This is a genomic window from Agromyces neolithicus (assembly GCF_039529735.1).
GTDB lineage: Bacteria > Actinomycetota > Actinomycetes > Actinomycetales > Microbacteriaceae > Agromyces > Agromyces neolithicus.
The window spans coordinates 23,817-50,541 of sequence record NZ_BAAANJ010000018.1; the positions used below are offsets into that span (position 1 = coordinate 23,817).

Consider the following 26,725-nt stretch of genomic DNA (forward strand, 5'->3'; position numbering starts at 1 on the left):
GCACTGGTCAGAGGACTGAACTGGTCAGTATTCGAGCAGCAGGTCGCGTAGGACATGCCTACCGAAGACTAGTGCGTCGAGCGGCACGCGCTCGTCAACGCCGTGGAACATCGCCGGGAAGTCCAAGCCTTCCGGCAGCTTGAGCGGAGCGAAGCCGTACCCCTCGATGCCGAGCCGGCTGAGCGACTTGTTGTCGGTGCCGCCCGAGAGCAGGTAGGGGAACACCGGGGCGCCGGGGTCATGCACGCCGAGCGCGTGCGTGACCGCGTCGACGAGCGTGCCGGATGTCGGCGCCTCGAGCCCGACGTCGCGGTGCACGATCTCGATCTCGATCTCGTCGCCGACGAGTGCCTGCACCTCGGCGAGCACCGCCTCTTCTTCGCCGGGGAGCGTGCGGATGTCGATGAGCGCCTCGGCGTGATCGGGGATGACGTTGTGCTTGTAGCCGGCCTCGAGCACGGTCGGGTTGCTGGTGGTGCGCAGGGTCGCCGTGATGAACCCCGATGCCGAGCCGGTCGCGAGGGCGAGCTCGTCGGGCGAGACCTGCTCGGGGTCGACGCCGAGCACCTCGGCGATCTTGCCGAGGAGTTCGCGCGTGGTTGCGGTGAGCCGCGGCGGCCATTCGGTGCGACCGAGCGTGGCCACCGCCTCGGCGAGCTTGGTGATGGCGTTGTCGCCCACGAGACGCGAGCCGTGCGCGGCGGTGCCGCGCGCCACCAGCCGCACCCAGAGCAGCGACTTCTCACCGGTCTGCAGCAGGTAGGCGCGACGGCCTGCGACCGTGATCGAGTAGCCGCCGACCTCGCTGATGGCCTCGGTCGCGCCCGCGAACAGTTCGGGATGGTTGTCGACCAGCCAGCTCGCCCCGAATGCCCCGCCCGCCTCTTCGTCGGCGAAGAACGCCACGACGAGGTCGCGCTCGGGTTGCCTGCCGCTGCTGAGGATGTCGCCGAGCGCGGCGAGCATCATCGCGTCCATGTCTTTCATGTCGACGGCGCCGCGACCCCACAACATGCCATCGCGGATCTCGCCCGCGAACGGGTCGACGCTCCAGTTGCGCGGGTCGGCCGGCACGACGTCGAGGTGCCCGTGCACGACGAGGGCCGGCTTGGCCGGGTTGCGGCCGGGCACCCGTGCGACCACGCTCGCGCGACGGGGCGCGGGTTCGAAGAGCTGCGGCGCGAGGCCGAGCGCAGCCAGGCGGGCTTCGACGTACTCGGCGGCCTCGAGCTCGCCATTCGACCGCCCACCACCGTAGTTCGACGTGTCGAACCGGATGAGATCCCGTGCGATGACGGCCGTCTCGTCGAGCTCTGTGGTCGGTTGCGCGGCGTGCGAAGGCAGGGACATGCCATCACGCTAGCCGGGGCATCCGACGATGGCCACCGTGTCGGAAGCGCCCCGGAATCCGTGCTAATGTCTTCTTTCGGGCCACCGAGCAATCGGAAGAGCCCGACACGAGCGCGGGTGGCGGAAATGGCAGACGCGCTAGCTTGAGGTGCTAGTGCCCTAACGGGCGTGGGGGTTCAAGTCCCCCCTCGCGCACGCTTGTGTGCAGAAGGCCGGATCCATGTGATCCGGCCTTCTTGCGTTCGTCGTCATGGCCGTGTCGTCGCGCCGAGCGGTAGGCTTGGGCGACCGCCGTCCGCTCGCGAATGGGCGGCGAGTACGTGATCTGGAAGAAGGCCGCCCATGACCATCAAGGTCGTCGTCGAGTTTCACGCCAAACCAGGTGCGCGAGCCGAGCTCAGGAGCCTGCTCGCAGACATTTCGGCGACCTATGGGCCGAAGGCACCCGGCTTCCTCAGGAGCACGCAGTACGAGATGCTCGACAGTCCCGACGGACTGGTGGAGATTGCCGAGTGGGAGTCCGCAGAGGCACAGGCTGCGGCGGTCGAGCAGGCCTCAGCTGAAGGTGTGTACGCACCTGTCATCGAACTCGTGGCGGCTCCGTTCAGAGTCACCCGAATCGGCTAGCGTGCCTGGGCTCCGCCCGCCGGTTCAGGTTTCCGTTCTCAGATTGCCTGTTCGCTGACAGGGGCACCGTTCAGGGCCGCACGGGCTCGATGAGTTCGGGGCCGTTGTCGTTGACCGGGCCCACCTCGTGGAACGCGAGTGACGGCACCATGGGCCGCGACGCGGCCACCGCCTGGTCGACGAGCGACTGGTCGCCCGTGACGTCGGGGTCGAGCCAGGTCGACCAGAACTCGGGCGGCAGCATGACCGGGATGCGGTCGTGGATGTCGGCGAGGTCGCCGGTGGCGTCGGTCGTGATGATCGTGGCGGTGAGCACCCAGCGCTCGGGGTCGTCTTCGGCCTTCGACTTGTCGCGCCACCACGAGTAGAGCCCGGCGAATGCGATCGGCCCGTCGCCCTGATGGATGAAGTACGGCGTCTTCTGCTTGCCGACGGTGTGCCATTCGTAGTACCCGTCGGCCGGAATGATCGCGCGCTTGCCGGCGAGCGAGGCACGGAACGCCGAACTCGTGGCGAGCCCCTCGGAGCGGGCATTGAACGTGGGGTACTTGAGCTTCAGCTCTTTCGAGAACGATGGCACGAGCGACCAGCGCGCCGCCTCGAGCCGGCGCACCACCGGCCCCTCCTTCTTCGACTCGAGCACGACCGGGATCGGGTCGGTGGGCCGCACATTCCATGACGGCTCGGGCAGCCCCTCGCCCACCGTGTCGACGTCGAAGATGCGCACCAGGTCGGGTGTCGTGTCTGAGATCACGAATCGTCCGCACATGCGGCCAGCGTAGCGCCGGCCTGCGACTCCGATCGGCGGATGACCCGTGCCCGGCGTTCGCGAGCCGATGTCGTACCCCTCGCCGATGATGTGGACAGTCGGCAACACCGACTTGCGACATTCGAACATGTGTTCGAAACTGGGTGGGTGACCATGACCGCTCCCCTCGCCCCCGCCGAGTCGCCCTCGCGCGTCGACGAGCTGCAGGCGCGCATCCGCGGCATGCAGGCGACGCGGCTCGACTCGAAGGCGGTGCCCACGCATCCGGTATTCGAGCAAGTGCTGCCCGGCGGCACGCTTCGCGAGGGCACGGTGGTCTCGGTCGAGGGGTCGACCACGCTGCTCATGGCGCTACTCGCCGGGCCGTCGGCGAGCGGGCGCTGGGTCGCCGTCGTCGGGCTGCCCGACTTCGGCGTCGAGGCCGCCGACCGGTTCGGCATCGACCTCGAGCGGCTCGTGCTCGTGCCAGACCCCGGGCGCCAATGGCTCACCGTGGTGGCGGCGCTCGCCGACGTCATCCCCGTGGTCGCGGCACGTGCGGTGGGGCGCGTCGCGCCGACCGAGGCGTCACGGCTGACGGCTCGGCTGCGGCAGCGCGGCAGCGTGCTGCTCGTCGCGGGCGACTGGCCGGGCAGCGACGCCCGGCTCGGGGTCGAGGCGAGCGAATGGCACGGGCTCGGTGCGGGGCACGGGCAGCTCAGCGACCGCGAGGTCGTCGTGAGCGCCGGTGGGCGGGGCGAGTTCGGCCGTCGGGCACGCTCGCGGCTGCAGCTGCCCGACCGGTCACTGCGGTTCCGGGCCGCTGCAGCCGCTGCAGCCGCCGATGCCCGCGCGCCGCGCGAGCCGGTGCGGCTCGACGAGTACGAGCGGCCGGCCTCATGAGCGCGCCGACCCGCACGATCGTGCTCTGGTGCCCCGACTGGCCGATCTTCGCTGCATGCCGCGAACTGGGGCTCGACCCCGCCCTGCCGATCGCACTCACCGAGTCGGGGCTCGTCTACGCCTGCTCCGCCGCCGCACGCGGCGACGGCGTCGCCCGCGGACTGAAGCTGCGCGAGGCGCAGTACCGCTCCCCCGCGCTCACGGTGCTCGACTACGACGTCTCGGTCGACGTGCGCCTGTTCGAACCCGTGGTGCGCGCGGTCGAGACCACGGTGCCCGGGGTGCAGATCGTGCGCCCGGGCACGCTCGCCATGCGGGCTCGCGGGCCCGCACGCTATTACGGCGGCGAAGACGCCGCAGCGCAGGCGCTGCTCGCCACCATGACCCGGCTCGGGGTGCCGGATGTACGGGTCGGCATCGCCGACGGGCCGTTCGCGGCCGAGCAGGCGGCGCGCGCCGCGCGCGCAACTCCCGTGGGCATCGTCGCGGTCGGGACATCCGCCGCCTTCATCGCACCGTTACCCGTGGGGCTCGTCACCGACGCCCGCACGACGACGCTGCTCAACCGGCTCGGGGTGCGCACGCTCGGCGAGTTCGCCGCGCTGCCCGGCGCCGACGTGCGCCGGCGGTTCGGTGCTGCCGGTGCCTTCGCGCACGACCGGGCAGCGGGGCGCGAGCAGACCGGGGTCACGGCACGCACGCCACCACCCGAGTTCGAGGTGCAGCAGGAGTTCGAGCCGCCGCTCGATCGCATCGACCAGCTCGCGTTCGCGTTCCGCGTGCGGGCTGACGAGTTCATCGACCGCATGCGGGCGAAACGGCTCGTGTGCACGGGCATCAGGGTCGAGCTCGACGACGAACGGGGCGGGCACTCGAGCCGCAGCTGGCTCCATCCGCAGTGGTTCACGCCCGCCGACGTGGTCGACCGGGTGCGCTGGCAGCTGCAGGGCACCGGCACGGCCGACGCAGGGCTCGCGTCGCCGATCGTGCGGCTGCGGGTCGTGCCCGAGCGCATCGACTCGACCGGCAACCACGAGGCGGGGCTCTGGGGCGGCGGGCCCGACGAGCGGGTGCACCACGGCCTCACCCGGGTGCAGAGCATGCTCGGCCACGACGGGGTCGTCACCGCAGCGATCGGCGGCGGGCGCATGCTCGCCGATCGGCAGGTGCTCGTGCCGTGGGGCGACCGAGGGCCCGAGCGCACCGGCGACCGGGTCAGGGGTGCGCCGTGGCCGGGCAGCCTGCCGGCGCTCGCGCCGGCGAGCGTGTTCCGCGAGCGGCTGCGCATTCGGCTCGTGGGCGACGACGGGGCATCCGTCGCCATCGACGACCGCGGGGCGATCTCGACACCGCCGGCGCGGTTCGCGGTCGGCGGCGACGGCGAAGCGCCCGTGCGGGCCTGGGCCGGGCCCTGGCCGGTCGTCGAGCGATGGTGGGACGCCGAGCACGCCAAGCGCGTGCACCGGTTCCAGATCGTCGACCACGACGGGTGCGCGTGGCTGCTCGTGCGCGACGCCGACGGCTGGTGGGCAGAGGCGAGGTACGACTGACATGCGGAGGGAGTGAGCATGGGCTGGAACAACCCCGAGATCCCCTGGTCGGAGCTCGAGCGCAAGCTCTCAGACCGGCGACGGCCGGGCACGACGAAACTCATCGCCGACGGCGGCGACAGCCCGGCGTTCAGCCGCAAGCGGCACCCGTACCATCCGGCCGAAGGGCTCGAGGGACCGGCCGGTCCCGTCGTGCCCTACGCCGAACTGCACGCGCACTCGACGTTCAGCTTTCTCGACGGCGCCTCCACGCCCGAGCAGCTCGTCGAAGAAGCGCAACGGCTCGGGCTCACCGGGCTCGCGGTGACCGACCACGACGGCTTCTACGGCATCGTGCGGTTCGCCGAGGCGGCCGAGAGCTTCCCCGACCTGCAGACCGTCTTCGGCGCCGAGCTCTCGCTCGGGCTCAGCGGCCCGCAGAACGGCTTCACCGACCCCGAGGGCGAGCACCTGCTCGTGCTCGCCCGGCGCGAGGCGGGCTACCACCGGCTGGCCGCGGCGATCACCGCCGGGCAACTCGCCGGGGGCGAGAAGGGGCGGCCGGTGTACTCACTCGAGGCGCTCGCCGAGCGGGCGGGCGGCGAGTGGGTCGTGCCCACCGGATGCCGCAAGGGCGCCGTGCGGCGCGCCCTCGCCGACGGCGGGCCCGAGGCCGCGGCGCGCGAACTCGACCGGCTGGCCGCGCTCTTCGGCCGCGAGAACGTGGTGGTCGAGCTCTTCGACCACGGGCATCCGAACGATCAGCAGGCGAACGACGCGCTCGCGGGCCTCGCCGAGCAGGCGGGGCTGCCCCTGCTCGCGACGAACGCCGTGCACTACGCGACCCCGCCCGAGCACCGGCTCGCGTCGGCCCTCGCCGCGGTGCGCGCGCGGCGCAGCCTCGACGAGCTCGACGGGTGGCTCCCCGCGTCCGACGGGCTGCACCTGCGCAGCGGCGCCGAGATGGCCGAGCGCTTCGCCCGGTACCCCGGCGCGGTCGCACGGTCGGTGACGCTCGCCGACGAGCTCGGCTTCACCCTGCGCAGCGCCCGCCCGAAACTGCCGCGGCAGCAGGTGCCCGAGGGGCACACGCCCATGAGCTGGCTGCGCGAACTCACCTGGCAGGGCGCCGCCGAGCTCTACCCGGGCGTGCCCGAGCACGTGCGCGAGCGACTCGCACGCGAGCTCGACGTCATCGAGCAGAAGGACTTCCCCGGCTACTTCCTGATCGTGCGCGACATCGTGCACGAGGCCCGGCGGCGGGGCATCCTGTGCCAGGGTCGCGGCTCGGCCGCGAACTCGGCGGTCTGCTACGTGCTGCGCATCACCGCGGTCGACTCGATCTTCTACGACCTGCCGTTCGAGCGGTTCCTGTCGGCGCTGCGCGACGAAGAGCCCGACATCGACGTCGACTTCGACTCCGACCGGCGCGAAGAGATCATCCAGTACGTCTACGACACGTACGGGCGCCAGAACGCGGCGCAGGTCGCGAACGTCATCAGCTACCGGCCCAAGGCCGCGGTACGCGATATGGCGAAGGCGCTCGGCTACTCCACCGGGCAGCAAGACGCGTGGTCACGCCAGGTCGAGCGGTGGGGCGCGGTGGTCGAGACCGACGACCACGACATCCCCGACGCCGTCGTCGAGCTCGCCGAGCAGGTGCTCACCTTTCCGCGGCACCTCGGCATCCACTCGGGCGGCATGGTGCTCACCGATCGGCCGGTCGGCGAGGTGTGCCCCATCGAGCACGCCCGCATGGAGAACCGCACGGTGCTGCAGTGGGACAAAGACGACTGCGCCTGGATGGGCCTCGTGAAGTTCGACCTGCTCGGGCTCGGCATGCTCGCCGCACTGCAGTACACGTTCGACCTCGTGCGCGAGTCGACGGGCGAGGTGTGGGAGCTCGCGTCGCTGCCGAAAGAAGAGCCGGCCGTCTACGACATGCTCTGCCGGGCCGACTCGATCGGGGTGTTCCAGGTCGAGAGCCGTGCGCAGATGGGCACGCTCCCCCGGCTCAAGCCCAGGTGCTTCTACGACCTCGTCGTCGAGATCGCGCTCATCCGCCCCGGTCCGGTGCAGGGCGGGGCGGTGCACCCCTACATCAGGCGGCGCACCGGCGAAGAACAGGTGAGCTACCTGCACCCCAAGCTCGAGCCGGTGCTCGAGCGCACGCTCGGGGTGCCGCTCTTCCAGGAGCAGCTCATGCAGATGGCCGTCGCCGTCGGCAACTGCAGCGCCGCCGACGCCGACCTGCTGCGCCGCGCGATGGGGTCGAAGCGCGGGGTCGAGAAGATCGAGAAGCTGCGCTCGAAGCTCTACAAGGGCATGGCCGACAACGGCATCGAACCCGAGGTCGCCGACTCGATCTACGCCAAGATCGAGGCGTTCGCGAACTTCGGCTTCGCCGAGAGCCACGCGCTGAGCTTCGGCCTGCTCGTCTACGCGAGCTCGTGGCTGAAGCTGCACTACCCCGCAGCGTTCCTCGCGGCGTTGCTGCGCGCCCAGCCCATGGGGTTCTACTCGCCCGCCACGCTCACCGCCGACGCGCGGCGTCACGGGGTGCAGATGCTGCGGCCCGACATCTTGCGTTCGGGAGTGCACGCGGGGCTCGAGGCGATCGACGCGGCTGCGACATCCGATCGCGATTCGATCAATGACGAGAGCGGATGTCGCGCGCCGACCGGTCTCGCATCGTGCGCCGATCCCGCGCAGGAGCCCATCGGCCCGTTCGACCGCACCGCCCCCGACCGCTCGGCCGAGCACCGTCGCGACGGCGCCTTCGCGGTGCGGCTGGGACTCGCCGACGTCTCGTCGATCGGCACCGCCGTGGCCGAACGCATCGTCGCCGAGCGCGAGGCGCGCGGCCCCTACCGCGACATGGCCGACGTCTCGCGACGGGCTGCGCTCGACGCCACGCAGCTCGAAGCGCTCGCCGCGGCCGGCGCCTTCGACGGGTTCGGCCTCGAGCGGCGCGAGGCGCTGTGGCTCGCCGGCGAGGCAGCCGAAGATCGTGAAGAGTACCTCGCGGGCTCTGTCGTCGTGGTGCAGCCGCCGTTACTGCCCATGCTCACGCCCGCCGAGCAGGTGATCTACGACCTCTGGGCCACGGGTATCTCCCCCGACGACCACCCGATACGGCATGTGCGTGAACGGCTCGACGACCGAGGAGCGATCCGCATCGACCTGCTGGCCACCGCCGAGACCGGCCGGCGCATCGAGGTCGGCGGCGTCGTCACGCACCGGCAACGACCGGCGACCGCGAGCGGCATCACCTTTCTCAACCTCGAAGACGAGTCGGGCACCCTCAACGTGATCGCCGGGGTCGGGGTGTGGAACCGTTACCGGCGCATCGCGCGCGAGGCCCCGGCCATGGTCGTGCGGGGCATGCTCGAACGCACCGCCGAGGGCGTCACCAACCTCATCGCCGACCGATTCGAGTCGCTCACCGTGTCTGCACCGCACCGCTCGCGCGACTTCCGTTGAGCGGTGTGAGTCACAGCAGAAATGGCCGATTCTCGTAGGTTGAGTGGCCGTCGCGGGTGCCCGGAAGTGGATCGGCTTGCGACATCGCGCCGCCGAGCGAGCCGAATTAATCGGCAAGCCCGAGAAACACCAAAAGGGCGCGGTCGAGCCGAACCAGATCGGCATCCGCCAGTTGGCCGAGGCGGTCGCGCACATTTTCCCGCGGCATCGTCGTGACCTTATCGACCATGATCTGGCTTGGTTTCTCGATCCCGGTGGTGTCGGTCGGCTCCACTGCGATCCGGAAAAGTGGCGCCTCTACCGGATTGGTCGTCAACGGGCACACCGTAACCGAAGCGGTTGCATCAAAACGATCATCCTGGACGATGACCACTAGTCTCGGCTTGCCGGTGTAGGCACCACGCGCAGCAGCGATATAGATGTCGCCCCGCCTCACTCGCCGGGCTCCGCCTCGTCCCAATCGACTGAGATGGCATCCACGAAGGCCTGGTCATCGGCTTCATGTTCGCTCGCCGCGACCGCAGCCGACTGGCGATGAGCTTCCGCGCCGAACTCCGGAGCCCGTACGTCGGGCACCCAGATCTGAACGGGCCTGAGGCCCTGCTCTCGCAAACGCTGGCGATGCTCGCGTACCCGCTCTCGTGTGCTTGCCATACGACAATGTTACATGTAACGCCGTCGGTCGACAACTGACTCTTGCGGCCGTTGGCCAATCCTCAAGCAACTCCACCGCCCGGAAACGGATCGTCAACCGGGCACAACGAACCAACGGCGCGCGACACTACTGAGAGGTAGGCACCCCGCGCCGGCAGAGATTCTCCAGGTAACGTTCGGGTTCTTCAAGCGAGATGATCGTCGTGTTCCCCGACGACGATGTGACACTGAGGCCGTCGCCACGGCGGTTGGTGAGCACGACGCCATGCGCTCGAGGGGCTGCACCCCGCCAGCAGCACCGCGGAAACGGGCCCGCCTAGCAAGGAAGCACGTCTTCGGGCGGCCAGCGGAAACCTTCGCGACATGGCCCGAGCATGTGCCATTTTCCCGCAGCCGGGTCACCAGATCATCCGGATGCCGTGCCATGCACTCAGCGCCGGATGGGCAGCGCGGGGACTTCGCGGCGGGGTACGGGTGGCTACTCGACAACGACGACGTAGGCGTCGTGGGATTCAGCCCAATCGGTAGCCGCCGCGACCATCGCGTCTTGGTCGCTGGTGCCTGCTAGCTCGATCCCGCTGGATTCGTCGACGGACGAGACCGTGCCCCAGGCACCAAAGCCCCAGTAGACGATGACAACGGTACGACCAATCTCGTCCGCGTATGAGCTTGCCACCTCGCGGATGCTTCTTATGCCCGCCATGGGCGCAAATTCGTCATCGGTCTGTGCCTGAGCCGCGCCGGGCGCCGCGTCGGCGACGATCTGGTCGATGACCTGCTGCGGGAGGGGCTGTCCGGGTGTGACCACGACGACAGTGCCATCGTGAAGGGTGATGTCGCGGGGTGCATTCCTCGCGAGTACCTGCTTCTCAAACTCGGAGAGCTCGCCGTCCCCGTCCGTGTCCCCTTCGATTGGAACGGGGGCGGCCGCGTTCGGGGTCGGGTCGGTGTCGGGCAGGTACGAGGCGTCCACAGTGGTACAGCCAGTGAGCAGGGGGAAGATCAGCAGCGCGGTGAGGGCGACGCGGCCAGTCGGGGTCTTCATCATGCGGCGAATCTATCGCCCGCGGCCAACTCTGCAAGCCGGGTGGCCCCAGCGATCACGACACGCGGCCCTCCTAGCCGGTCCGCCGGCGACGCAACGACGATCCTCAGCGCGCGAGAAGCGCCGCCCGAGTAGACGCCGACCATCCCTGCGTGAGGTCGTAGAGTCTGCTGGAGGTGCCGGATCACAAGCACGGCTGTCGGTGCTCAGGCGTCGCAGTCATGATGGGTCGCAATCGTGATCGTCGCCGCGATCGCGCGAGGGAACTCGATGTGCCCGGTGAGGCGCGTCGGTGTCAAAAGTCGAAGCTCACCGAGCCCGCATTGATCGAATTGACCGTGATCGTGTACGACGGGTCTTCCTTGCAGTACACCACAACGGCGTGGGTGGCGACCGCGCCCGGTTCGAGCGTCGTCGGGAACGGGCCAACGTCATACCCGCGGACTGCTCCGTCCTCGGGGACGTGGTGAGGAAGGGCCAGACGCCACTCGGTGGTGCTTGACCCGTCGAAGACCTCCTCATCCGCTTCCACGAATTTCACTGGGTGATCGCTGGTGTTCTCGACCCTTACCCCGACGCCGCAGTGGCCGTCCCATTCCACGGTGATCTCATCCGCTCTCACCTTGAGCCCCGCGCCGGATTCCGCGTCCATCGGTTCCGCCGTGCATCCGGCCATCAGCCCGCCGACTACCATCGTCGAGACTCCCACAGCCGCGAGTCGTGAAGATCGCATACCCCCGAGAATGGCATGCACCGCCGCCAGCCGGCCTTCATCGACGCCCGGTGAAGATGCCCGCAGGGGCACGCCAACCAAAACACGGCTGCCCGGTTGCGGATCGCTCGGCGGGCATGACTCCGACAGACTGCGGGCCCCGATCGTTGGCAGAGCGGTGCCCAGACGTGGACCCATCGCCCAGAAGCAATGCCGCAGGCCTACGCTGGTCAGGTGGTCGGTCAGGATCCACCGTGGTCGGTTCCGGGTGGTGAACCGTGAAGCGCCGCTCGACGACGGAGCGCCTGTTCACCCCTGCGTTCATCACGCTGGGCATCGCGGAGCTCTGCTACTTCACGGCCTTCGGGGTCGCGCTCTTCGCTCTGCCGCTCTATGTCACCGGTCCGATCGGCGGCGACGCCGCTGCTGCGGGCCTTGCCGTCGGGGCATTCGCCCTCTCTGCATTGGTACTGCGGCCCATCGCAGGGCGCCTGGCCGACCGGTTCGGTCGCCTGCCGCTGCTCTTCGGCGGAGCCCTCCTCGCCGCAGCCAGCCTGGCGTTGCTGCTCGTCGCCGAAAGCTTGCCCGTCGTCGTGGCATTGCGCCTGCTCGCAGGCGTCGCCGAGGCGGCGTTCTTCGTTGCGGGCTTCGCAGCGCTCGCCGACCTCGCACCCGAGGCACGAATGGGCGAAGCACTTTCGTACAACTCCCTCGGGCTCTACCTCGGCATATCGCTCGGGCCGCTGCTCGGCGCCGCCCTCGTGGATCTCGCCGGCTTCGGCCTCGCGTGGACGGCTGCCGCGGTGCTCGCGCTGCTCGCCGCCAGCCTGACGCTGCTCGTCGGCGAGACCCGCACCGAGGCGCCCGCCGATGACGCCGAGCGCCACCTGATCCATCGACCGGCGATTCCGATCGTGCTGGGATTCCTCGCCGCATTGATCGCGATGGGCGGATTCCTCGCGTTCGCATCGCTGGATGCGACGCAGCTCGGCTTCGACAACGCCGGGCTCGCGCTCTTCGTCTACGGCGCCGTCGTGGTGGTCTGCCGCATCGCCTTCGCACGCGTGCCCGACAAGGTGCCGTCGCTCGCCCTCGGAACGGCCGCGCTCGTCGTGATCGGCGTCGGCCTGATCATCGCCGCGAGCCTACGATCGCCGGTCGGGCTCCTCATGGGGGCGGCCGTGCTCGCCGTCGGCGTCGCATTCAGCACTCCCGCATTCTTCTCGGCGATCTTCGCGACGGCGACGCCGTCGCAGCGCGGAGTCGCCTCGGGTACGGCCAGCGCCGTCATCGACCTCGGCCTGGGACTCGGCCCGATCGCGTTGGGACTCGTGGCCGACGGATTCGGAATCCCATGGGCGTTCGGTGCGGGCGCCGCCGTCGCCGGGGTGGGCGCGATCTGGACCCTCGTGCTCTCTCGACGTGTGGCCGTGTCGTCGCCCGGCCGCGACGACCATATCGGCTAGCCTCGACCGGTGCCCGCGACATCCCACGACAGCCCAGGTCCCGATCGGTACGGCAGCGACGTGCTCGCCGGCGACTGGAAGGCGCGCGGTCGGCGGGTGATTCCGACCGTCGAAGCCGAGCGCGACCTCGTCGTCGAGCTCGCCGAGAGCGGCTTCTGCGGTGCGGTCGTCGGGCTCGCGAAGGGTATCGTCACGCTCGAAGACCGCTTCGGTGCGAAGCGCATGTTCCCGCTCGGCCACGGGTTCCTGGTCGACGGCAACGCGGTGCAGCTCATCGCCCCCAAGGCGAAGGCGCCTGCAGGGCGAGTTCGCACCGCGTCGGGGTCGTTCGCGGTCGACTCCTCGCCAGCACGGGTCGCGCTGCCGAGCCGCATCTTCGTCGAGGGCCGCCACGATGCCGAGCTCGTCGAGAAGGTGTGGGGCGCCGACCTGCGCGTCGAAGGCGTCGTCGTCGAGTATCTGCAGGGCGTCGACGTGCTGGGCGACGTGCTCACCGAGTTTCGACCAGGCCCGGGCCGCAAGGCCGGCGTGCTCGTCGACCACCTCGTACCCGGGTCGAAGGAGCAGCGCATCGCCGACGCCGTGGCGCGTGGCCCGCATCGCGCGCACGTGCTCGTGGTGGGACATCCGTTCATCGACATCTGGCAGTCGGTGAAGCCCGCACGACTCGGAAAGGCCGCGTGGCCGGTGATCCCTCGCGGCACCGAGTGGAAGCACGGCGTATGCGAGGCGTTCGGCTGGCCGCACGCCGAGCAGGCCGACATCGCGCGGGCGTGGCAGCACATCCTCGGTCGCGTGCGCGGATACGGCGATCTCGAACCGGCGCTGCTCGGGCGCGTCGAGGAGCTCATCGACTTCGTGACGACACCGGCGACCTGATCCGCCGAGCCGCAGACAGCGGGTCGGCGGCGCTGCCGCACACGCCCGTTCGGCGCTCCGAAATGCTGCCAATCCGCGAGATTCCGCCGATCTCGCGGCGACCGACGATATCGTGGCTCACGGCCGCGAACGCGGCGGAGACGTGACGGAGCGCGAGGCCCCGGGCGCACCGCCCCCGCCACGCGCTCGCGAATGGAGCACCATGACCGAGCCGACCAGCGCGACTGCGGCCGACCGCGCCAAGTGGCGCAGGTATCTCGCCGACGAGCGAGCCGAGGCCGCGGTGTACCGCGAACTCGCCGCACGCCGCGAGGGTGAGGAACGCGAGATCCTGCTCGCGCTCGCCGCGGCCGAGGGGCGCCATGAGGCGCACTGGCTGCGGCTGCTCGACGGTGACGGCGCAGGCACGCCCCGTGCCGACATCCGCACCCGCATTCTCGGCTCGCTCGCGCGCCGATTCGGTTCGATCTTCGTGCTCGCCCTCGCCCAGCGCGCCGAAGCCCGCTCGCCGTATGCCACCGACCCCGATGCGACGCCCGCCATGGCGGCCGACGAGCGCATCCACGGTGAGGTGGTCCGCGGACTCGCGGCGCGCGGACGGCGGCGTCTGGCCGGCACGTTCCGTGCGGCGGTGTTCGGCGCGAACGACGGCCTCGTCTCGAATCTGGCCCTCGTGCTGGGCATCGGCGCGACCGGGGTCTCGAGCGGGGTCGTGCTGTTCACCGGCATCGCGGGCCTGCTCGCAGGGGCGCTGTCGATGGGCGCCGGCGAGTACGTGTCGGTGCGGTCGCAGCGAGAGCTGCTCGAGGCGTCCGCGCCCGACCCGACGGCTCGCGAGGCACTCGTCGACCTCGACGTCGGCGCCAACGAGCTCGCCCTCGTCTATCGCGCGCGCGGCATGGACGAGCAGGACGCCGCCGAACACGCGGCGCTCGTGGTGGCGAGGGTGCAGGCCGCCGGGCGCGGCACCGCGCCGACCGACGCGCTCACCGTCACCGAGCACGATGATGACGCGGTCGGCACCGGTCTCAACGCGGCGATCTCGAGCTTCCTCTTCTTCGCGTCGGGCGCGCTCATTCCCGTGCTGCCCTACCTGTTCGGCATGAGCGGCATCGCTGCTGTCGTCACCGCGACGGTGCTCGTGAGCATCGCCCTGCTCGTGACCGGCGCGATCGTCGGCCTGCTCTCGGGTGCGTCACCGCTCAAGCGCGCGATGCGGCAGCTCGCCATCGGCCTCGGTGCTGCGGCCGTGACGTACCTGCTGGGGCTCGCCTTCGGCACCACGCTCGCCTGATCGGCGGGCCGCCGGCAGGCGGGCCACTGGCGGCCGACCTCAGCCGACGAGCTTGTTCCAGCCGTCGCCGTCGACGTGTTCGAAGATGAGATTCGTCTCGGTGTGCGCGACGGCCGGATGTCCCGTGAGATGGGCCAGTACGAACTCTCGAAGCTCTTCGGCGTCGCGGGCGGCGACATGCAGCAGGTAGTCTTCGGCGCCCGCCATGTGGAAGACGCCCAGCACACCCGGCAGATGCGGCACGGCGGCGCGGAAGGCGTCGATCTCGCCGCGATCGTGCTTCACGAGGCGAATGGCGATAAGCGCCTGCAGCGAGACGCCGAGCGAGGCGAGATCGACGTCGACGCGATAGCCGCGCACCGTGCCGAGCGACTGCAGGCGGCGGAGTCTCAGCGAGACCGTCGACTCGGCGACCCCGACCTCGGACGCCAGGGCGGCACCCGATGCGCGCGCGTTCGTCGACAGGGCGGCGAGCAGGGCACGGTCGACACGATCGAGTTCGGGTTTCTGCGCCATGGGCGGGCTCCTTCGGCGTGGATCTTGCAGAACATTCGCGAATCGCAGCATATCGCACTGATCCTGCATTCGCGTTTGCTTGTTCCGCAAGAATCTGCTTCATTCGAGGCATGCAGACATCGTCGTCGCACCTCGAGACCCGCGCCGTCCACGGCGGCATGGCGGGCGTCCGAGAGAGCGGATCCCACGTCCCCGTCATCGACTTCTCGACCACGAACCCGCTCGGCTCCGTCGAGACCGGCGGCCTCTCCTACGAAGAGCTCGCGACCGGGCATGATCTCGGCGAGGGCCGTTCGGCCGTCTACCAGCGTCTCTGGCAGCCCGGGGTCGCCCGCTTCGAGGAGTCGCTCGCCGGACTCGAGGGCACCGAGGGTGCGGTCGCGTTCGCATCCGGGATGGCGGCACTCGCAGCAACGCTCATCGCAACCGCCTCGGCGGGCCGGCCTCACATCGTCGCGGTGCGTCCGCTCTACGGCGGCACCGACCACGTGCTCGCGAGCGGACTGCTCGGCACCGAGGTGACCTGGGCCGATGTCTCGGAGATCCGCGAAGCGATCCGCCCCGACACGGGCCTCGTCGTCGTGGAGACGCCCGCGAACCCGACGCTCGAACTCGTCGACCTGCGAGCGATCGCCGACGCGGCCGGTGACGTGCCGCTGCTCGTCGACAACACGTTCGCCACGCCCGTGCTGCAGCGCCCCGTCGAGCACGGCGCGACACTTGTGCTGCACAGCGCGACGAAGTACTTGGGCGGCCACGGCGACGTCATGGGCGGGGTCGTCGCCGCCAACCGCGAATGGGTCGAGCGTCTGCGCCAGGTGCGCGCCCTCACCGGCGGGCTCCTGCACCCCATGGCCGCATACCTGCTGCACCGCGGCCTGCGCACCCTGCCCCTGCGCGTGCGTGCACAGCAGGCGAGCGCGCAGATCGTCGCCGAACGACTGCTCACCCACCCCGCGGTCGCTCGCGTGCACTACCCGGGTCTGCCCGGTCAGGACCCCGCCGGTCTCATCGGCACCCAGATGGAGGGCCCCGGGTCGATCATCGCGATCGAACTGGCCGGCGGCTACGACGCTGCCGCCCGGTTCACCGAGTCGTGCGAGCTCATCACGCACGCCGTCTCGCTCGGGGGCGTCGACTCGCTCGTGCAGCACCCGGCCTCGCTGACGCACCGGCCCGTCGCCGGTGAGGCGAAGCCCGGCGCCGGCATCGTGCGGCTCGCGATCGGGCTCGAGCACGTCGACGACCTCACGAGCGACCTCATGGCTGCACTCGACGCCGCAGCCGAACTCGTCGGACTCGATGACGACGCGGCAACGCCGTCGATGACCGTCGAGGCCGGCTGAGCTCGCGTCTACGGCGTTCCGCGACCGCAGCGACTGCAGCGGCGCCGCCTCAGCCGTTCACCGGCTACCGAGGCGCCGCCGGAGCAGTTCGATACGCGCCTGCAGCTGGGTCACTGTCGCCTGCGCGACGGCCGGGCCACCGCAGACCCGGCGCAGCTCGGCGTGCACCTGCGAGTGCGCCTCGCCGGTGTGGCGCGCCCATAGCCCGACGAGGCTGTTGAGCAGCGACCGCTGCTCTTTGAGGGTGCGGTAGAGCGCCACCGGCTCGGGGCTGTCGGACTCGACGGTGTGCTTGCGGCGTTCGCCCGCGCGGCGGGCCTGCCGGGCCTGGCGGTGGCGCAGCAGCTCTGACACCTGCTCGGGTTCGAGCAGGCCGGGAATGCCGATGAAGTCGTATTCTTCGTCGCTGCCGGGCTCGGCGAGGGTGCCGAACTCTGTGCCGTCGTAGAGCACCCGGTCGAACGAGGCGTCGGAGCCGATCGCCTCCCACGTACCGAGCTCGAGCTCTTCGGACGCGCGCTCCTCACGGTTCGCCGACTCGAGCAGGCTGTCGTCGAGCCCGTCGTCGTCGGCGTCGGCACCACGACGGTCGAGCGCGTGGTCGCGCTCGACCTCGAGCTGCGAGCCGAGCGCCATGAGCACCGGCACGTTCGGCAGGAACACCGACGCCGTCTCGCCGCGACGTCGGGCCCGCACGAACCGGCCGATGGCCTGGGCGAAGAAGAGCGGCGTCGACGAGCTCGTGGCGTAGACCCCGACCGCGAGCCGTGGCACGTCGACACCCTCGGACACCATGCGCACGGCCACCATCCAGCGGCGGGTGTTCGCTGAGAACTCCTCGATGCGCGAGCTGGCTTCTTTCTCGTCGGAGAGTACGACGGTGACGGGCTCGCCGCAGACCTCTTCGAGGATCTTCGCATAGGCACGCGCCATCGACTGGTCGGTGGCGATGACGAGCCCGCCGGCGTCGGGAATGCTGTGCCGCACCTCGGTGAGTCGGCGGTCGGCGGCCCGCAGCACCGCAGGAATCCACTCGCCCGTGGGTTCGAGCGCCGTGCGCCAGGCCGACGACGTGATGTCTTTCGTGTTGTCTTCGCCGAGCCTCGCCTCCATCTCGTCGCCGGCCTTCGTGCGCCAACGCATGTGGCCGGCGTAGACCATGAAGATCACGGGGCGCACGACGCCGTCGGCGAGTGCACGGCCGTAGCCGTAGGCGTAGTCGGTCTTCGAGAGCCGAACGCCCTGCGTATCGGGCTCGTACTGCACGAACGGGATCGGCGCCGTGTCAGAGCGGAACGGCGTGCCGGTGAGCGAGAGCCGCTTCTCGGCGGGCCCGAACGCCTCGCGGATCGCGTCACCCCACGACAGCGTGTCGCCGCCGTGATGCACCTCGTCGAGGATGACGAGCGTGCGGCCCGACAGCGTGAGCTCGCGGTGCAGGGCGGGGCGCATCGCGACCTGCGCGTAGGTCACGGCCACGCCGTGGAAGTGCCTGGCACTGCGGCCGTGCGCGTTGCGGAATCCCGGGTCGAGGCGAATGCCCGCGCGCGCCGCGGCATCGGCCCACTGCCGCTTGAGGTGGTCGGTGGGGGCGACGACGGTGATGCGGTCGATGATGCGCCGAGCGCGCAATTCAGCGGCGAGGCGCAGGGCGAACGTGGTCTTGCCGGCGCCAGGCGTGGCCGCTGCGAGAAAGTCACGAGGCAGGTCGGCGAGGTACTGCTCGAGCGCCTCGGCCTGCCAGGCACGCAGCTTCGATGCGGTGCCCCATGCGGCGCGCTCGGGGAACGACGGTGAGAGATGTTCGGCTGCCGACGTGCCCGGTTGGGGGCCGAAGGGGGTCGAGGTGCTCACTGGATTCGAGCGTAGCCGAGCCCTGCGACATCCCCGAACCGTCGTCGCCCGCTCGAGGTCGCCCACCCGACCTCGCCCACCCGACCTCGCCAACCTGACGTCGCCGACCGGCCACCCGATCGTCCACCTCGGTCCGCCGGTCTTGGCACAATGGGGGGATGGTCACGCAGCAGCATCCCTGGTCCCGCTACGTCGCCCTGGGCGACTCGTTCACCGAGGGCATCGGCGACCCCGAGCCCACCGTGCCCGGCGGCCATCGCGGCTGGGCCGACCGCGTCGCCGAGGTGCTCTCGCAGGGAACCGAAGACTTCGCGTACGCGAACCTCGCCGTGCGCGGCAAGCTCATCCAGCAGATCATCGACGAGCAGCTCGAGCCCGCGCTGGCCCTGCATCCCGACCTCATCACGATCTCGGCCGGTGGCAACGACGTGATCCGGCCCGGCACCGACCCCGACGAGATCTCGGCGCGATTCGAATACGCGATCGAGCGGCTCTCACGCGACCACGCCACGATCGTCATCTTCACCGGGGTCGATGTCGGCTTCTCGCCCGTGTTCCGCGGCATCCGCGGCAAGGTCGCGATCTATAACGAGAACCTGCGCACCATCGCCCAGAAGTACGACTGCGTCGTGGCCGACCAGTGGGCGCTCACCGAGGTGCAAGATCAGCGCATGTGGTCGCCCGATCGGCTGCACCTGAACTCCCTCGGCCACCACACCGTCGCGCGCATGGTGCTGGCTGCCCTCAACGTCGACAACGAACTCGAACCGATGAGGCCCGAGCCGCTCCCCCACAGCACCTGGCGGCAGGCGCGCGTCGAAGACCTCAACTGGGCGCGCGAGTACCTCGTGCCGTGGGTGCTGCGGCGCATCCGCCACCAGTCGTCGGGCGACTTCGTCAGCGCGAAGCGGCCCGACGCGGCGCCCTACCTCTCGTCGAGCGACTGAGGCGTCTGCGGCGTCGCGGCGTCGAGCGCACCCGGGTTCGTGAGGCGCCACCAGGTGCCGGGGTCGTCGATCGCGCCGTCGAGCACGAGTGGCACGGTGACCTCTTGGGTGCCGGCCCGCACCGTCGCTGTTCCGACCTCGTCGCCGGTGGCCGCGAGCGCCACGGGTTGGGCGTGCACCTCGACCTCGACCGGGGTGTCGCTCCAGACGATGACGGATGCCCCGTCGGCGGCTCTCGCCGTCGCCGAGTCCCCCCATGGCGTGTCGTACTCGGCGACCTGCTGCCCCGCTTCGAGCGGCGCGACCTCGTGGAACCCGGGCCCGACAGTGTCGAGCAGTGCCGCGATCGCGCTGCGCAGCACCGCGTGGTTCTCACCGCCGAGCAGCACGCCGACGACCGTCACGGTCGACGACCCCACGGCGAAGTCGGCGGAGAAGAGCAGGTTGGCCGCGTCATCGGTCGTGCCCGTCTTGATGCCGTCGACGCCGTGTGTGCCGAGGAGTTTGTTCGAATTCTCGAGCGGACCCAGCTCGGGCACGACGACGCTCTTGGTCGCGACGATCTCGGCGAGCGTGGGGTCGGCGAGGGCGAGCTTGCCGAGCTCGATGAGGTCGGTCGGCGTGCTCACGTTGTCGAGCGAGAGGCCGCTCGAGTCGGCGATGCGCGTATTCGTCAGCCCGTGTTCGTCGAGCCATGCACGTGCGACGGTCAGGAACTCGTCGCCCGAGCCGAACGCCCAGTTCGCGAGCGAGATGGCGTAGTTGTTGCCCGAGGGCAGGAGCATCGCCTCGAGGCTCTCGCGGAGCGTGAGCGACGAGCCGGCCGCGACCGGCGCGACCGAGCCGTTCTGGGCGACCATGTCCCAGTAGATGTCGATGTCGGCCTCGGTGTACGCGATCTCGGGGCCGCCTTCGCCTGCCGGGATCGGGTGCGCGTCGAGGATCACGAGCGCGGTGATGATCTTGGTGATGCTCGCGCTCGGCATCGACTGGTCGGCGTTGCCGGCGGCGAGCAGTCCGTCGAACCCGACGGCCCCGACGGCATAGCCCCCGAAGCCCGGCAGCGCGAGCGCCTGCGGTTCGGCGACGATCGGGTGAGGGGTCGAGACCTCGGGGGCGGCCACCGGCACAGGCGCGCCCAGCGCGTTCGCCGTGTACACGCCGCCGCTCACGAGCAATGCCAGCACGATGGCGAGGGCGCCGAACACGACGATGCGACGGCGACGGTACGTGCGCTTGCGCGCGCCCGGGTCGATGGCGGGACGGTCGGTCATGCGTCACCCTCACCGTCGACGGCGAGTGCGTACAGCACGACCGCTGCGGCGGCCGCGACGTTGAGCGAGTCGACCCCGTGCCGCATCGGAATGGTCACCACGCGATCGGCGGCCTCGAGCGCGTGCGTGCTGAGTCCGTCGCCCTCAGCGCCGAACACCAGCGCGAGGCGCTCGGGCGGTGCCGCAGCGAGTTCGCGCAGCGAGATCGCGCCTTCGGTGAGTGCGAGCGCGGCGACCTCGAAACCGGCACCACGGAGCATCCGCTGTGCTTCATGCCATTCCGGCAGACGCGTCCACGGAACCTGGAAGACGGTGCCCATGCTCACGCGCACGCTGCGCCGGTAGAGGGGGTCGGCGCAGCGGGGGCTCACCAGCACAGCGTCGGCGCCGAGGGCCGCGACCGAGCGGAAGATGGCTCCGACGTTGGTGTGGTCGACGATGTCTTCGAGCACGACGGCGCGACGTGCGCCGGCCAGCAGCTCGACCGGGTCGGGCAGATCGGGCCGTTCGAACGCGGCCAGGGCTCCCCGATGCACCCGGTACCCCGTGATCGCCTCGAGCTGGTCTGCGTCGGCGAGATGCACGGGTACGTCGAACGGCGCGAGGGCGGATTCGAGGCCCGGCAGCCACTTCTCTTCCATGAGCACCGATCGCGGCCGGTGCCCGGCGGCGATCGCACGCCGGATGACCTTCGCCGACTCGGCGATGTAAAGCCCGTGCTCGGGCTCGTGGGCGCTTCGCAGCGCGACGTCGGTCAGCCGAGCGTAGTCGGCGACGGAATCGGATGCCGCGTCGCGGACTCGTTCGATGTGCATGGGTCTCCTCCCCTCAAGGGTGCCAGTTGACGAAACATTCCGGAAAACCGACGCGTCTAGACTCAGCCGTACCGGTCGAAGGGAGACCACCGTGGACATCGGCATCGAGGCGCCGACGGCGACCGACGCAATGATCGACGAGGCGATCGCCCTCGTGCGCGGGGCCCGCGTCGCAGTGCTCACCGGCGCGGGCGTCAGCACCGACTCGGGCATCCCCGACTATCGCGGCGAGGGAGCGCCCGTTCGCACGCCCATGACCGTGCAGACCTTTCTCGCCTCTGAACACGCGCGCAAGCGCTACTGGGCCGGAAGCCACCTCGGCTGGCGCAACTTCGGGGCGGCGCAGCCCAATCGCGGGCACCTCGCGCTTGCGCAGCTCGAGCGAGCGGGCAACGTTGCAGGCGTCATCACGCAGAACGTCGACGGACTGCACCGCCGTGCCGGAAGTCGGCACGTCGTCGAACTGCACGGCAGCATGGACCGCGTGGTCTGCCTGCAGTGCGGGCAGCACTACGCCAGGCAGGCCATCGCCGACGAGCTCGAGACGCTCAATCCGTCGATCGACCTCAGTACCGCGATCCGGCCGGCGCCCGACGGCGACGTCGAGGTCGACGACGTCGACGCGATGGTCATCCCCGCGTGCACAGTGTGCGGCGGTGTACTGAAGCCCGACGTCGTGTTCTTCGGCGAGTTCGTGCCGATCACGACCTTCCAAGCCGCGGCGGCGCTCGTGACCTCGTCGGACGTGCTGCTCGTCGCGGGCTCGTCGCTCGTCGTGAACTCGGGAATCCGCCTCATCGAGCAGGCGCGGCGCCGCAAGCTGCCGATCGTGGTCGTCAACCGCGGCGTCACCAGGGGCGACAGTCGCGCGGCGGTCAAGATCGACGCGGGCGCGAGCGAGACGCTCGTCGCGTTCGCCGACGCCCTGACCGGCACCGGGGCGCTGGCGCACCGGGGCGTGTGAGCCACGCCCCTCGGTCGGGCTCACGAACGCCGGCTGTGCCGCCGCCCACGCGCCGCGACCGTCTGGCGAATGAGCGCCAGCAGGCGGTCGGCCGAGTCCGCCCAGTTGTACTTCGCAGCCGTCTCGACCGACGCTGCCGATCGGCGTTCCCACTCACCCTCGCGCTCGAGCGACCACAGCGCCGAGACGAGCGACTCGGGACTTTCGGGATCGAAGAACAGCGCGGCATCGCCGCCGATCTCACGGAAGATCGGGATGTCGCTCACCACCACAGGGGTGCCGAGGCGCATGGCCTCGACGAGCGGGATGCCGAAGCCCTCGGCCTTCGACGCGTGCACGAGTGCCGTTGCGCCGGAGAGCAGGTCTGCGTACGCGGCATCGGTCACGCCGTCATGGAAGACGAGCCGTGCCTGCGGTGCCAGCCGCGTCAACCGCTCGCGTTCAGGCCCGCCGATGCGACTGAGCAGGTGCAGCTCGTGATCCGGCAGCGCGGCGACGGCCCGCACGAGCGTTTCGACGTTCTTATAGGGCATGTACGACCCCATGTAGACGAGCCGGTTGCCGGTCGGTCTCGCGCGCGGCAGCACAGCCGGGCGCAGGTCATCGGCCGCGTTCGGCACGACGACCACCGGGCGATCGGTGAGGTGGTGCTCGCGGATGAGGCCCGCAGTCGTCTGCGACACGGTCACCACGGCGTCGGCGCGATTCAGCAGCATGCGCTGCGGCCACCAGGCGAGGTGGTAGAGCCGCCACAGCAGTCGCACCGGTGCAGGCAGGTCTCGCGGCGGGGTTCGGTTCTCGTAGTAGATCAGGTCGTGCAGCGTCAGCAGCAGCCGGTAGTCACGGCCCCACGACCCCATCGTCTGCATGGGGGTGAACACGATGTCGGGCTGCAGCTTCTTCACCTGCCGCGCGACGAGCGGCTCGCGAATGCTCGTCGGCGAGCTCACGAACTGCCATGGCAGCGGCGGAAGCATGTCGAGCTGGCGGTGGTCGCTGATGAGCATGGTGAGCGGATGCCGCTTCGCGAGCTCGGTGACGATGCCCGCCGTGAATCGGCTGATGCCGTCGTGCTGCCCGATGCGGGTGTAGCGGCAGTCGACGACGATCTTCACGCGGGTGCCTCTTCGCGCAGGAACCGCAGGATGCGGGCGGCCGCGTCACCTGGCGTCTCGTAGTGGATGAGGTGGCCGACCTCGGGGATCACCTCGAGTTTCGCGTCGGCGAACCGGGTGACGAGCCGGTGCTGGGCCTCGAGCGGGGTGACGTCATCGCGCTCGGCGGCGACGAGCAGCGTGGGCACGTGGATGTCGGCGGCGTACTCGCTGACGTCGTGGCTCACCGAGGCGCGGAACGCCTCGAGCACGGCGTCGCGGTCGCCGAACGCCGAGAAGTAGCGGTCGTGCTGGTCGTGGATCCAGCGGCGCAGCGGCTTCTGCCGGGTCTTGGCCATCGTCACGCTCATGACGCGCACGATGGCGCCATTCGCGAGCAGCGCATAGCCTGCACGTTCGGGCAGGGCTGCCGCGGTGCGGTAGTAGAGCACCGCGAGCCGGGTCATGATGCCCCTCGGGCCTTCGAGCGCGGGCGCGCCGATGGGGTTCACGAGCACGAGGCGTTCGGGAGCGAGCCCGCGAGCGACGGCGGCTGCCGACACGATCGAACCGAACGAATGCCCGAGCAGGTCGTAGGGCCCATCGAGGCCGATCGCGCCGATGAACGCGGCGAGCCAGTCGGCATAGGCATCGATGTCGTGGCGGCGCCCGGCGAACGTGGCCGACTCGCCGAACCCCGGCAGGTCGGGCGAGATGATGCGGAAGCCCGGCAGTTGGGCGACGACCGGTTCGAGCCCGTGGTGGTCGCCGCGGAACCCGTGCACGAGCACGAGGACCGGGGCATCGGCCTCGCCGTACTCCCACCACGCGGTCTCGGTGCCGTCGACGTCGACACGGTGCGCCCGAACGGGGATGCGAGCGAGCTGCTCGGCGTACGGGGAGGCGATCATCCCAGCCATTCTACGGGCGTGCTTCGCGCGGTTGCTGCGAGTCTTCGCGAGTGTTCGGCGACCGGATGCCCCGGACACGCGTGCCGGCACCGAGGCGATGACGGTGGGCGACCATAGCCTAACGCCATGCATGATACGAACGCCGCCCGCTGGGCCGACACCCTTGCCGTCTTCGACCTCGAGACCACCGGCATCGACGTCGACACGTGTCGCATCGTCACCGCGCACGTCGGAGTGCTCGGTGCATCAGGAGAGGTGCTCGAACAGCGCGAGTGGATCGTCGATCCCGGCGTCGAGATCCCCACCGCCGCGTCGCTCATCCACGGCGTCACCACCGAGCGCGCGCGACTCGAGGGCCAGCCGGCGCCGACGGCCGTGGCTGAGATCGTCGCCGCGCTCGCCGATGTCGCGGCACGCGGCCTGCCGATCGTTGCCTACAACGCGTCATACGACCTCACGTTGCTCGAGCGCGAGGCCGCGCGCTACGGCGTCACTCCCCTGCCGGGCCCCGGGCCGGTCATCGACCCACTCGTCATCGACAAGGCGGTCGATCGGTACCGGCGCGGAAAGCGCACGCTCACGGCCGCCGCCGAGCACTACGGCGTGGCGCTGCCCAACGCGCACGACGCGGGCGCCGACGCCGTCGCCGCCGGCCGCGTCGCCCAGGCCATCGCGCGGGCGTACCCCGAGCTGGCGGTCATCGCCGTCGCCGAGCTGCACGCACGCCAGGTCGACTGGAGCCGCGAGCAGGCCGAGAGCTATCAGGCGTGGCGCCGCGCCAACGGCGAGCCCGAGTTCACGACCTCGGGCGTCTGGCCCGTGCGCTGACGCCACGAGGCCCGGCTCGTGACATCCGCCCCGCTTCACTCGCGCTGATGCAGGAACAACCGCGCGCATCGCCGTGCGAGCGCCGGTGACACGCCGACGAGACGTCGATTGTTCCTACATTGCGGGATTGGCCGTGGCCGTTCCGCGCCAGGGACGACGAAGGGGCGGGCGACTCGAGTCACCCGCCCCTTCGGCTCGGCTGGATTACTTGCCGAAGTTCTTGAAGCGCTGGTTGAACTTCTCGACGCGGCCGGCCGAGTCCATGATGCGCTGCTTGCCCGTGTAGAACGGGTGCGATGCCGACGAGATCTCGACATCGATGACGGGGTAGGTCTCGCCATCGAGTTCGATGGTCTTGTCGCTCGTCACGGTCGAGCGGGTGAGGAACGTTTCGCCCGAAGCGAGGTCGCGGAAGACGACGGCGTTGTACTCGGGGTGGATGTCGGTCTTCATGGAGACTTCCTTGAGATATCGGCGATCGGATGGTGGATACGAGAACCTGCGCGCGCAGGAAAGTACTGCGGCCCTCGGGCCAGCTATCGATTCTAGCAGAACCGACGACGTCGCACGTCAGGCCGATGCACGCGCGGCGAACCGTTCGTCGCGCTCGGTGAGCTCGATGGTCATGCCGAACGTCTCGGTGAGCGTCTCGGAGGTGAGCGCCTCGGCGAGGGGTCCTGATGCGACGATCTTGCCGTCGGCGAGCAGCAGGGCATGCGTGAAGCCCGCGGGGATCTCTTCGACGTGGTGCGTGACCATGACGATCGCGGGCGACGACGGCGACGCAGCGTACCCGCCGAGCAGGCCGACGAGCTCTTCACGGGCGCCCAGGTCGAGACTCGCTGCGGGCTCATCGAGCAGCAGGAGTTCGGGGTCGGTCATGACCGATCGGGCGATCTGCACGCGCTTCTGCTCGCCGTCGGAAAGGCTGCCGAAGCGACGATCGGCGAAGCCCTCGAGGCCCCACTCTTTCAGCACGCGCTCGGCGCGGCGAACGTCGATGCCCTCGTACTCCTCGTTCCAGCGGCCGGTGACCGAGTAGGCCGCGGTGAGCACGACATCGACCACCGTCTCATCGCGCGGGATGCGTCGGGCCATCGCCGTCGAGGCGAACCCGATCATGGGGCGGAGCTCGAACACGTCGACCTTGCCGAGTGCCTCTTGCAGCACCTCGGCGCTACCTGTGGTCGGGTGCATCGCCGCGGCCGCGATCTGCAGGAGCGTGGTCTTGCCCGCACCGTTTGGCCCGAGCACGACCCAGCGCTCGTCGGAGTCGACCTTCCACGTCACCGAGTCGAGAATCGTGTTGCCATCGCGGATCACCGACACATCGCGGAACTGCAGGACCGTACTCGCACTCGACATGCGTCCAATGCTATCGGCAGGCGAAGACCCCTCTTGCGCGCGCGACACGTCTCAGCCTCGATCCACCGATCAGGTTTGAGTTGAGCGCGGCGCGTTAAGCCGAGAATGCCTCCCGGATCGG

At 70.1% G+C, this 26,725-nt stretch carries 25 protein-coding genes and 1 tRNA gene; 12 read left to right on the top strand and 14 right to left on the bottom strand.

From position 1 onward, the window contains the following. Positions 1 to 24: 24 nt before the first annotated feature. Positions 25 to 1,350 (bottom strand): M20/M25/M40 family metallo-hydrolase, encoded by a 1,326-nt coding sequence (locus ABD164_RS15995; RefSeq protein WP_344297332.1) that lies wholly within the window; start codon positions 1,348 to 1,350, stop codon positions 25 to 27. A gap of 111 nt (positions 1,351 to 1,461) precedes the next feature. Between ABD164_RS15995 and ABD164_RS16000 the strand changes: the two genes are divergently transcribed. Together ABD164_RS16000 and ABD164_RS16005 are read left to right on the top strand one after the other, a co-directional pair. Further along, positions 1,462 to 1,545, top strand: a tRNA-Leu gene (locus ABD164_RS16000). Between the two features lie 147 nt (positions 1,546 to 1,692). After that, positions 1,693 to 1,977: an antibiotic biosynthesis monooxygenase gene (locus ABD164_RS16005; RefSeq protein WP_344297334.1), complete on the top strand. Its 285-nt coding sequence runs from the start codon at positions 1,693 to 1,695 to the stop codon at positions 1,975 to 1,977. A gap of 70 nt (positions 1,978 to 2,047) precedes the next feature. Here ABD164_RS16005 and ABD164_RS16010 read toward each other — a convergent pair whose 3' ends face one another. Beyond that, positions 2,048 to 2,746: an SOS response-associated peptidase gene (locus ABD164_RS16010; protein WP_344297336.1), complete on the bottom strand. Its 699-nt coding sequence runs from the start codon at positions 2,744 to 2,746 to the stop codon at positions 2,048 to 2,050. Between the two features lie 153 nt (positions 2,747 to 2,899). Between ABD164_RS16010 and ABD164_RS16015 the strand changes: the two genes are divergently transcribed. Genes ABD164_RS16015 through ABD164_RS16025 form a run of 3 tightly spaced genes read left to right on the top strand, consistent with a single transcriptional unit; the run spans position 2,900 to position 8,640 of the window. After that, on the top strand, positions 2,900 to 3,628 hold the full coding sequence (locus ABD164_RS16015) for a hypothetical protein (protein ID WP_344297338.1): 729 nt from the start codon (positions 2,900 to 2,902) through the stop codon (positions 3,626 to 3,628). After that, complete coding sequence (locus tag ABD164_RS16020) at positions 3,625 to 5,178, top strand: DNA polymerase Y family protein (RefSeq protein ID WP_344297340.1); 1,554 nt, start codon at positions 3,625 to 3,627, stop codon at positions 5,176 to 5,178. Before ABD164_RS16015 ends, ABD164_RS16020 begins: the two co-directional genes overlap by 4 nt. A gap of 18 nt (positions 5,179 to 5,196) precedes the next feature. Next, entirely contained in the window at positions 5,197 to 8,640 is a 3,444-nt protein-coding gene (locus ABD164_RS16025; protein ID WP_344297342.1) for an error-prone DNA polymerase, read from the top strand. Between the two features lie 106 nt (positions 8,641 to 8,746). On the opposite strand, the gene ABD164_RS16030 is transcribed toward ABD164_RS16025, so the two are convergent. The 4 genes from ABD164_RS16030 to ABD164_RS16045 all read right to left on the bottom strand — a co-directional run bounded on the left by ABD164_RS16030 (position 8,747) and on the right by ABD164_RS16045 (position 10,991). After that, complete coding sequence (locus ABD164_RS16030) at positions 8,747 to 9,076, bottom strand: type II toxin-antitoxin system PemK/MazF family toxin (protein ID WP_344297344.1); 330 nt, start codon at positions 9,074 to 9,076, stop codon at positions 8,747 to 8,749. Continuing rightward, on the bottom strand, positions 9,073 to 9,294 hold the full coding sequence (locus tag ABD164_RS16035; protein WP_344297346.1) for an antitoxin MazE family protein: 222 nt from the start codon (positions 9,292 to 9,294) through the stop codon (positions 9,073 to 9,075). Before ABD164_RS16035 ends, ABD164_RS16030 begins: the two co-directional genes overlap by 4 nt. A 478-nt stretch (positions 9,295 to 9,772) precedes the next feature. Next, a complete protein-coding gene (locus tag ABD164_RS16040; protein WP_344297348.1) occupies positions 9,773 to 10,342 on the bottom strand; it encodes a hypothetical protein in 570 nt (189 codons plus the stop codon). A 292-nt stretch (positions 10,343 to 10,634) separates the two neighbouring features. Next, positions 10,635 to 10,991, bottom strand: coding sequence for a hypothetical protein (locus ABD164_RS16045; protein WP_344297350.1), 357 nt, complete (start codon positions 10,989 to 10,991; stop codon positions 10,635 to 10,637). Positions 10,992 to 11,329: 338 nt separating this feature from the next. On the opposite strand from ABD164_RS16045, the gene ABD164_RS16050 reads away from it, so the two are divergent. The 3 genes from ABD164_RS16050 to ABD164_RS16060 all read left to right on the top strand — a co-directional run bounded on the left by ABD164_RS16050 (position 11,330) and on the right by ABD164_RS16060 (position 14,690). Then, positions 11,330 to 12,517, top strand: coding sequence for an MFS transporter (locus ABD164_RS16050; protein ID WP_344297352.1), 1,188 nt, complete (start codon positions 11,330 to 11,332; stop codon positions 12,515 to 12,517). 9 nt (positions 12,518 to 12,526) lie between these two features. Then, complete coding sequence (locus ABD164_RS16055; protein ID WP_344297354.1) at positions 12,527 to 13,396, top strand: DUF3097 domain-containing protein; 870 nt, start codon at positions 12,527 to 12,529, stop codon at positions 13,394 to 13,396. Between the two features lie 202 nt (positions 13,397 to 13,598). Then, entirely contained in the window at positions 13,599 to 14,690 is a 1,092-nt protein-coding gene (locus tag ABD164_RS16060; protein WP_344297356.1) for a VIT1/CCC1 transporter family protein, read from the top strand. 39 nt (positions 14,691 to 14,729) lie between these two features. Here ABD164_RS16060 and ABD164_RS16065 read toward each other — a convergent pair whose 3' ends face one another. Next, complete coding sequence (locus ABD164_RS16065; protein WP_344297358.1) at positions 14,730 to 15,206, bottom strand: Lrp/AsnC family transcriptional regulator; 477 nt, start codon at positions 15,204 to 15,206, stop codon at positions 14,730 to 14,732. 110 nt (positions 15,207 to 15,316) lie between these two features. On the opposite strand from ABD164_RS16065, the gene ABD164_RS16070 reads away from it, so the two are divergent. Next, positions 15,317 to 16,552 carry a trans-sulfuration enzyme family protein gene (locus tag ABD164_RS16070; protein ID WP_344297360.1) on the top strand — a complete coding sequence of 412 codons (1,236 nt, stop codon included), beginning with the start codon at positions 15,317 to 15,319 and terminating at the stop codon, positions 16,550 to 16,552. A gap of 57 nt (positions 16,553 to 16,609) precedes the next feature. Here the strand turns inward: ABD164_RS16070 and ABD164_RS16075 are convergent, their stop codons facing one another. Then, positions 16,610 to 18,406 (bottom strand): DEAD/DEAH box helicase, encoded by a 1,797-nt coding sequence (locus ABD164_RS16075; RefSeq protein WP_344297362.1) that lies wholly within the window; start codon positions 18,404 to 18,406, stop codon positions 16,610 to 16,612. A gap of 158 nt (positions 18,407 to 18,564) precedes the next feature. Between ABD164_RS16075 and ABD164_RS16080 the strand changes: the two genes are divergently transcribed. Continuing rightward, positions 18,565 to 19,353: an SGNH/GDSL hydrolase family protein gene (locus ABD164_RS16080; protein ID WP_344297364.1), complete on the top strand. Its 789-nt coding sequence runs from the start codon at positions 18,565 to 18,567 to the stop codon at positions 19,351 to 19,353. Here the strand turns inward: ABD164_RS16080 and ABD164_RS16085 are convergent. Continuing rightward, entirely contained in the window at positions 19,332 to 20,627 is a 1,296-nt protein-coding gene (locus ABD164_RS16085; RefSeq protein ID WP_344297366.1) for a D-alanyl-D-alanine carboxypeptidase family protein, read from the bottom strand. The genes ABD164_RS16080 and ABD164_RS16085 overlap by 22 nt on opposite strands. Then, positions 20,624 to 21,442, bottom strand: coding sequence for a TrmH family RNA methyltransferase (locus ABD164_RS16090; RefSeq protein ID WP_344297368.1), 819 nt, complete (start codon positions 21,440 to 21,442; stop codon positions 20,624 to 20,626). Before ABD164_RS16090 ends, ABD164_RS16085 begins: the two co-directional genes overlap by 4 nt. Positions 21,443 to 21,572: 130 nt before the next feature. Between ABD164_RS16090 and ABD164_RS16095 the strand changes: the two genes are divergently transcribed. After that, the gene (locus tag ABD164_RS16095) at positions 21,573 to 22,406 is read left to right on the top strand and encodes an NAD-dependent protein deacetylase (protein WP_344297384.1); all 834 of its coding nucleotides are present in this window, start codon (positions 21,573 to 21,575) and stop codon (positions 22,404 to 22,406) included. Between the two features lie 20 nt (positions 22,407 to 22,426). Here the strand turns inward: ABD164_RS16095 and ABD164_RS16100 are convergent, their stop codons facing one another. Then, entirely contained in the window at positions 22,427 to 23,521 is a 1,095-nt protein-coding gene (locus ABD164_RS16100; protein WP_344297370.1) for a glycosyltransferase family 4 protein, read from the bottom strand. Next, positions 23,518 to 24,411, bottom strand: a complete 894-nt coding sequence (locus ABD164_RS16105) for an alpha/beta fold hydrolase (protein WP_344297372.1) — start codon at positions 24,409 to 24,411, stop codon at positions 23,518 to 23,520. Before ABD164_RS16105 ends, ABD164_RS16100 begins: the two co-directional genes overlap by 4 nt. Before the next feature lie 126 nt (positions 24,412 to 24,537). Between ABD164_RS16105 and ABD164_RS16110 the strand changes: the two genes are divergently transcribed. Continuing rightward, entirely contained in the window at positions 24,538 to 25,239 is a 702-nt protein-coding gene (locus ABD164_RS16110; RefSeq protein WP_344297374.1) for an exonuclease domain-containing protein, read from the top strand. Positions 25,240 to 25,443: 204 nt separating this feature from the next. On the opposite strand, the gene ABD164_RS16115 is transcribed toward ABD164_RS16110, so the two are convergent. Both ABD164_RS16115 and ABD164_RS16120 read right to left on the bottom strand, forming a co-directional pair. Further along, entirely contained in the window at positions 25,444 to 25,692 is a 249-nt protein-coding gene (locus tag ABD164_RS16115) for a type B 50S ribosomal protein L31 (protein WP_136706977.1), read from the bottom strand. Between the two features lie 117 nt (positions 25,693 to 25,809). Continuing rightward, on the bottom strand, positions 25,810 to 26,604 hold the full coding sequence (locus ABD164_RS16120) for an ABC transporter ATP-binding protein (protein WP_344297378.1): 795 nt from the start codon (positions 26,602 to 26,604) through the stop codon (positions 25,810 to 25,812). Positions 26,605 to 26,725 lie beyond the last annotated feature (121 nt).

Coding starts and splice junctions, on each gene's coding strand:
- ABD164_RS15995 (WP_344297332.1), bottom strand. CDS start 1,350: ATGTCCCTGCCTTCGCACGCCGCGCAACCGACCACAGAGCTCGACGAG.
- ABD164_RS16005 (WP_344297334.1), top strand. CDS start 1,693: ATGACCATCAAGGTCGTCGTCGAGTTTCACGCCAAACCAGGTGCGCGA.
- ABD164_RS16010 (WP_344297336.1), bottom strand. CDS start 2,746: ATGTGCGGACGATTCGTGATCTCAGACACGACACCCGACCTGGTGCGC.
- ABD164_RS16015 (WP_344297338.1), top strand. CDS start 2,900: ATGACCGCTCCCCTCGCCCCCGCCGAGTCGCCCTCGCGCGTCGACGAG.
- ABD164_RS16020 (WP_344297340.1), top strand. CDS start 3,625: ATGAGCGCGCCGACCCGCACGATCGTGCTCTGGTGCCCCGACTGGCCG.
- ABD164_RS16025 (WP_344297342.1), top strand. CDS start 5,197: ATGGGCTGGAACAACCCCGAGATCCCCTGGTCGGAGCTCGAGCGCAAG.
- ABD164_RS16035 (WP_344297346.1), bottom strand. CDS start 9,294: ATGGCAAGCACACGAGAGCGGGTACGCGAGCATCGCCAGCGTTTGCGA.
- ABD164_RS16040 (WP_344297348.1), bottom strand. CDS start 10,342: ATGATGAAGACCCCGACTGGCCGCGTCGCCCTCACCGCGCTGCTGATC.
- ABD164_RS16045 (WP_344297350.1), bottom strand. CDS start 10,991: ATGGACGCGGAATCCGGCGCGGGGCTCAAGGTGAGAGCGGATGAGATC.
- ABD164_RS16060 (WP_344297356.1), top strand. CDS start 13,599: ATGACCGAGCCGACCAGCGCGACTGCGGCCGACCGCGCCAAGTGGCGC.
- ABD164_RS16065 (WP_344297358.1), bottom strand. CDS start 15,206: ATGGCGCAGAAACCCGAACTCGATCGTGTCGACCGTGCCCTGCTCGCC.
- ABD164_RS16070 (WP_344297360.1), top strand. CDS start 15,317: ATGCAGACATCGTCGTCGCACCTCGAGACCCGCGCCGTCCACGGCGGC.
- ABD164_RS16080 (WP_344297364.1), top strand. CDS start 18,565: ATGGTCACGCAGCAGCATCCCTGGTCCCGCTACGTCGCCCTGGGCGAC.
- ABD164_RS16085 (WP_344297366.1), bottom strand. CDS start 20,627: ATGACCGACCGTCCCGCCATCGACCCGGGCGCGCGCAAGCGCACGTAC.
- ABD164_RS16090 (WP_344297368.1), bottom strand. CDS start 21,442: ATGCACATCGAACGAGTCCGCGACGCGGCATCCGATTCCGTCGCCGAC.
- ABD164_RS16095 (WP_344297384.1), top strand. CDS start 21,573: ATGATCGACGAGGCGATCGCCCTCGTGCGCGGGGCCCGCGTCGCAGTG.
- ABD164_RS16105 (WP_344297372.1), bottom strand. CDS start 24,411: ATGATCGCCTCCCCGTACGCCGAGCAGCTCGCTCGCATCCCCGTTCGG.
- ABD164_RS16110 (WP_344297374.1), top strand. CDS start 24,538: ATGCATGATACGAACGCCGCCCGCTGGGCCGACACCCTTGCCGTCTTC.
- ABD164_RS16115 (WP_136706977.1), bottom strand. CDS start 25,692: ATGAAGACCGACATCCACCCCGAGTACAACGCCGTCGTCTTCCGCGAC.
- ABD164_RS16120 (WP_344297378.1), bottom strand. CDS start 26,604: ATGTCGAGTGCGAGTACGGTCCTGCAGTTCCGCGATGTGTCGGTGATC.